Below are 5,316 nucleotides of genomic sequence, written 5' to 3' on the forward strand. Positions count from 1 at the left end.
CGACAAGTACACCGATCAGGCTTGGGAGCCGGCAACCGACAAGGTTCGCGGACTCTTCGCCGATGCGAAGCTGCACATCCCCACTCAGGACGACTGGCGTGAGCTGAAGGCTTCGGTTCAGAAGCACGGTATCTACAACCAGAACCTTCAGGCCGTTCCGCCGACCGGCTCGATCTCGTACATCAACTACTCCACCAGCTCCATCCACCCGGTGGCGTCGAAGATCGAGATCCGCAAGGAAGGCAAGATCGGCCGCGTCTACTACCCGGCGCCCTACCTGACCAACGACAACCTGGAGTACTACCAGGATGCCTACGAAATCGGGTACGAGAAGATCGTCGACACCTATGCTGCCGCAACGCAACACGTCGACCAGGGCCTGTCGCTGACGCTGTTCTTCAAGGACACCGCAACCACTCGCGACATCAACAAGGCGCAGATCTACGCGTGGCGTAAGGGCATCAAGACGCTGTACTACATCCGTCTGCGTCAGATGGCACTCGAAGGCACCGAGGTCGAGGGCTGCGTTTCCTGCATGCTGTAAAGGGCTCCGCCCCCGTGCGCCTTTTCGGTAGTGGTTACTACCGAAAAGGCGCACAGGGGTATCAGGCCGGCGGACGGCCTGGACCGTGCATCTTGCCGGCATTCTTCGGCATTCGACCGTGCTCGGTGAGTGCGCGCCGAAGGAGAAACTCGATCTGGGCGTTGGTACTTCGGAGATCGTCGGCCGCCCAGCGGGCAAGCGCGTCGTGCACCGCAGGATCCAACCGAAGCAGGATCTTCTTACGCTCCGATCTCGGAGCTGGATCCGTGGCCATGTGGCCTTTCCTTTACTGGTAGAGCGAACCGGTGTTGAGCACCGGTTGTGCGTCGCGGTCGCCGCACAGCACGACCAGAAGGTTACTGATCATCGTGGCCTTGCGTTCCTCGTCGAGTTCGACGACGTGCTTTTCCTCGAGCTGCTTGAGTGCCATGTCGACCATGGACACCGCGCCTTCGACGATTTGCTTGCGGGCGGCGATCACTGCACCCGCTTGCTGGCGCCGAAGCATCGCGCTGGCGATCTCGGGTGCATACGAGCGCCGGTTGATGCGTGTCTCGATAACTTCGACACCCGCCGCACGTACGCGGGCGTGAACCTCCTCCGACAAGGTGGTGGTGATGATATCGGCGTTCTCGCGCAACGAGACTCGGCCTTCGGCGTCGTACGGGTAGCTGCCGGCGATATGGCGGACGGCCGCCTCGGTCTGTACGGAGACGAACTCCTCGTAATCGTCCACCTGGAACGAGGCGAGCGCTGTGTCGGCCACCTGCCAGACGACCACCGCCGAGATCTCGATGGGATTGCCGTCGGCGTCGTTCACTTTCGCCTGACCGGTCTCATGGTTTCGGATGCGCGTCGAGATCGATCGACGGACCGTCAGCGGGTTTGTCCATCGCAGTCCCGGCGTGCGCAGGGTGCCGCTGTACGAGCTTCCGAGAAGTTGCAGAACTCGGGCTTGATTCGGTTGCACCAAGGTCAGGCCCATCAGGAGGGGGAGTGACGCGATGAACAGCACCACTCCGACCGGAATCAGGGCGAAGAGTCCCAGAACTCCGCCAACGACGGACAGCGCGATTCCGGCCAGGAAGAGAAGGACGCCGCCGAGGAGCATCCAGCTGCCGGACAGGTCCCAGCCTGGGCGTTCGGCGATCGTTGTGGTGGCGACACCGGTCGGTTTCTCGGCCACGCTGGGTGTGCTGGTCATGCGAGACTCGCTTTCCATCGGTAAGTGATATTTAATTGATATCACATTTTTTGTACTCGTGGAGGGGCGCGTGCGACACATGTTGTTGTGTTGGCATCGCGAACCCGACACAACGGGTAGTGTTCAGGCAAGCCAACATTCGGCAGTATCTCTCTCGCTAGGTAGGAATTATGGTCAAGCTGGTCAGTCGCGTTTCCGCCATCAACTGGAATCGCGTCCAGGACGAGAAGGACGCCGAGGTATGGGATCGCCTCGTCAGCAACTTCTGGCTGCCCGAAAAGGTGCCGGTCTCCAACGACATCCCGTCCTGGGGAACGCTGACCGCGCAGGAGCAGCAGCTCACCATGCGCGTCTTCACGGGCCTGACGCTGCTCGACACCATCCAGGGAACGGTCGGCGCCGTCAGCCTCATCCCGGACGCGATCACTCCCCACGAAGAAGCGGTGTACACCAACATCGCCTTCATGGAATCGGTGCACGCGAAGAGTTACAGCTCGATCTTCTCGACGCTGTGCTCCACCCCCGACATCGACGACGCGTTCCGCTGGTCGGAGGAGAACCCCAACCTGCAGCGCAAGGCGCAGATCGTTCTCGACTACTACAACGGCGAGTCGCCGCTCAAGCGCAAGGTCGCATCGACGCTCCTCGAGAGCTTCCTCTTCTACTCCGGCTTCTACCTGCCGATGTACTGGTCCTCGCGAGCCAAGCTCACCAACACTGCAGACCTCATCCGCCTCATCATCCGCGACGAGGCCGTGCACGGGTACTACATCGGCTACAAGTACCAGAAGGGCCTCGAACAGCTCACCGAGGCCGAGCGTGAAGAGCTCAAGAACTACACGTTCGAGTTGCTCTTCGAGCTCTACGAGAACGAGGTCGACTACACCCAGGACCTCTACGACGGCGTCGGTCTGACCGAGGATGTCAAGAAGTTCCTGCGCTACAACGCCAACAAGGCGCTCAACAATCTCGGCTACGAAGGCCTCTTCCCGAAGGACGAGACGGACGTCAATCCGGCTATCCTGTCGGCACTTTCACCGAATGCGGACGAGAATCACGACTTCTTCTCCGGCTCGGGTAGCTCCTACGTCATCGGCAAGGCCGTCAACACCGAAGACGACGACTGGGATTTCTAGAGCGACCCACATTCTTTACCTGACCGCGGCTAACTTCGGTTAGCTGCGGTTTCTCTCAAATGCACTGTTCGTTGGTCTTGCGGATTGGGGTTTCAAAGTGAAGTCGGTGGCATTTTTTAACAATAAAGGCGGTGTCGGCAAGACGACGTTGGCGTGTAATGTTGCGGCGCACTTAGCCCTTAATCGAAACTTGAGAGTTTTAATGCTTGACGCTGACCCTCAGTGTAATTCCACGCAGTTGGTTCTCGCGCCTGCTGTCTGGGATGAATTGTACTGGTCTGATAAGACTTTGAACAGTACTTTGATTGATATCATGCGGCCACTTGAGGATGGTGAACCAAGTGTGGACGAATCGATTCAGCCACTTTCTGGTCATATGAATAGGTTTGGATTTGATTTGCTCCCGGGTCATCCTCGGATGTCTATAATTGAAGACTTGCTTAGTCGTGCTTGGTCGGATGCGGCTGGTGGTGATGTCGGAGGTATTCGGCGAACACGTTGGGCTTCTGCTCTCGAACGAATGTATGGGGACAAGTATGACGTCATGTTTGTCGACGTCGGACCAAGCTTAGGTTCTCTAAACAGGTCTTTGTTGTTGGAGTGTGATTATTTTGTAACGCCAATGGCTGCCGACATTTTCAGCATAGTTGGAGTGCGAAATATTCGCCAGTGGTTAAATCAGTGGATTTCATCTTATAAGTCAGCGGCTCAGCTATGTGAAAAAAATCACCCAGGTGCTCTTGCTCGATACTTTGATGACGAACAAGTGCGCATTGAAAATGGATTCGCGGGTTACACCGTGCAGCAATATGTGACCAAATCGAAGCAAGGTGTTCGGCGTCCTACCGCTGCTTTTGAGACAATACTTGGGCGTGTGCCCAATGAGGTGAGTGAATCGCTCGGAGTGTATTTCGCGGACGGAGTGGATGATGACGCTGCGAAGTTGGGAGATGTCCCAAGTATGTATAGTTTGGTTCCCTTAGCTCAATCGTGTAATAGTCCCATTATGTCGTTGACCAGTTCGGATGGACTCGCTGGTGGGCAGTATTCTCAGCAAGAGGGGTATGTTGCTGTGATCAACGCTGTGTCGAATTCTCTAGCTCGAAATATTGGATTTGACGCATGACGAAACACACCGATTTTCCCCAGAACCTTGTCACGGAGTTGGCTGAGCGTCGATGCATTATCTTTCTGGGCGCGGGCGCTTCAGTGAGGGAGGTTAAACAGGCGGGCGTTGATAGCTCTTTTCTTCCTCCTTTGTGGTCTGGCTTGCTTGACGAGATGCTGACTGATGTGACGGACACAGCGATAAAGACTAAGGCAACCGAGCTTTCCGATCAGGGTCGTGCGTTGGATTGCGCTCAGATTATTCGCGACTCAATAGGGGAGTCAAAGTACTCATCGCTAATTCGGAGAGTGTTTCAAACTCCAGGATATTCGGAAAGTGATATTCATCGGGAAGTTCTTCGGCTGGATCCGAAAATTGTTTTCACCACGAATTATGACGATATTTACGAGAGGTACTGTCAGCGGGGTGAAGCTGGCGCTTCGGGGGCATTTAAAGTTTCGAGATACTATGATCCACATCTTGTAGATGATCTTCGGACGGATAGACGTCTGATAGTCAAATTGCACGGTTGTGTGAGCGATCCAGCGAAGACCGTCCTCACGCGCCGGGATTGCTACAATGCTCGGGCAGGCAATTCGGGATTCTTCCATGTTATAGAAGCTCTAATGTTAACGAGTACCATTCTATTTGTGGGATGTTCGATAGATGCGGATCCGCACCTGAAGTTATTTCTGGAGTGGGCAAGCATGGTAACGCCCCAGACATTGCCGCATTATGCGATTACGTCCGATGAATGGTCCGATCCCATTGAGCGGGCTATATCAGAAACCTTCTCAATGGACTTTATTGTCTACAAAGCAGGCCAGCATTCTCAGGTTCCTATTCTTCTTCGCGACCTGGCCAATTCAGTTGAGGCTAGGAGGGCGCTACCTAGCTGAGCAAAGGCGCTATCGATCGGATCTATCTCGCCGCGAACCAGGCTTCCGGCTTGTCCAGCAACGCTTTTGCGAGGCGCAGACGCGAGGTTTCCGTCATGTCCGAAGGCAGTGCGCTCGGCGCGAACCACGCGACCTCGAGGTTTTCGTCGTCCGCCACGTGTGCTTCTCCGCCGGTCCACCTGGCCAGGAAACACACGTCGAGGTACTGAGTCACGTCGCCGTTGGGGTACGTAATGGGCTCTGTGACATCGACACTCGTGATCCGAATCAATTCGGCGTCGACGCCGGTTTCTTCCTTCGCCTCGCGCACCGCCGCCGCCGACGGTTCCTCCCCAGGCTCGAGAACGCCGGACACGACGGCCCACTGACCGTTGTCGGCGCGACGGGTGAGCAGGACCCGACCGTCGTCGTCGCGGATCACGACG

Annotated in this window: 6 protein-coding genes and 1 pseudogene; 4 read left to right on the plus strand and 3 right to left on the minus strand. The window is 56.4% G+C overall.

What is annotated here, in order from left to right; translation table 11 throughout:
* Positions 1-544: pseudogene (locus A2J01_RS10230) on the plus strand (class 1b ribonucleoside-diphosphate reductase subunit alpha); the annotation flags it as partial.
* A gap of 61 nt (positions 545-605) precedes the next feature.
* On the opposite strand, the gene A2J01_RS10235 reads toward A2J01_RS10230, so the two are convergent.
* Positions 606-818, minus strand: a complete 213-nt coding sequence (locus tag A2J01_RS10235; protein ID WP_003944723.1) for a hypothetical protein — start codon at positions 816-818, stop codon at positions 606-608.
* 12 nt (positions 819-830) lie between these two features.
* Entirely contained in the window at positions 831-1,748 is a 918-nt protein-coding gene (locus A2J01_RS10240; protein ID WP_064112642.1) for an SPFH domain-containing protein, read from the minus strand.
* A gap of 170 nt (positions 1,749-1,918) precedes the next feature.
* On the opposite strand from A2J01_RS10240, the gene nrdF reads away from it, so the two are divergent.
* The 3 genes from nrdF (at position 1,919) to A2J01_RS10250 (ending at position 4,891) form a co-directional block, all read left to right on the plus strand.
* The gene (gene nrdF, locus A2J01_RS10245; RefSeq protein ID WP_003944744.1) at positions 1,919-2,884 is read left to right on the plus strand and encodes a class 1b ribonucleoside-diphosphate reductase subunit beta; all 966 of its coding nucleotides are present in this window, start codon (positions 1,919-1,921) and stop codon (positions 2,882-2,884) included.
* Positions 2,885-2,990: 106 nt separating this feature from the next.
* Positions 2,991-4,010, plus strand: coding sequence for a ParA family protein (locus tag A2J01_RS35055; RefSeq protein WP_197494201.1), 1,020 nt, complete (start codon positions 2,991-2,993; stop codon positions 4,008-4,010).
* On the plus strand, positions 4,007-4,891 hold the full coding sequence (locus tag A2J01_RS10250; RefSeq protein WP_064112643.1) for an SIR2 family NAD-dependent protein deacylase: 885 nt from the start codon (positions 4,007-4,009) through the stop codon (positions 4,889-4,891). The genes A2J01_RS35055 and A2J01_RS10250 overlap by 4 nt, the downstream gene beginning before the upstream one ends.
* A gap of 22 nt (positions 4,892-4,913) precedes the next feature.
* On the opposite strand, the gene A2J01_RS10255 is transcribed toward A2J01_RS10250, so the two are convergent.
* On the minus strand, positions 4,914-5,316 hold a 403-nt coding region (locus A2J01_RS10255), incomplete at its 5' end, for an NUDIX hydrolase (protein ID WP_064112644.1).

It is taken from the genome of Rhodococcus sp. EPR-134, assembly GCF_001647205.1.
Classification (GTDB): domain Bacteria; phylum Actinomycetota; class Actinomycetes; order Mycobacteriales; family Mycobacteriaceae; genus Rhodococcus_F; species Rhodococcus_F qingshengii.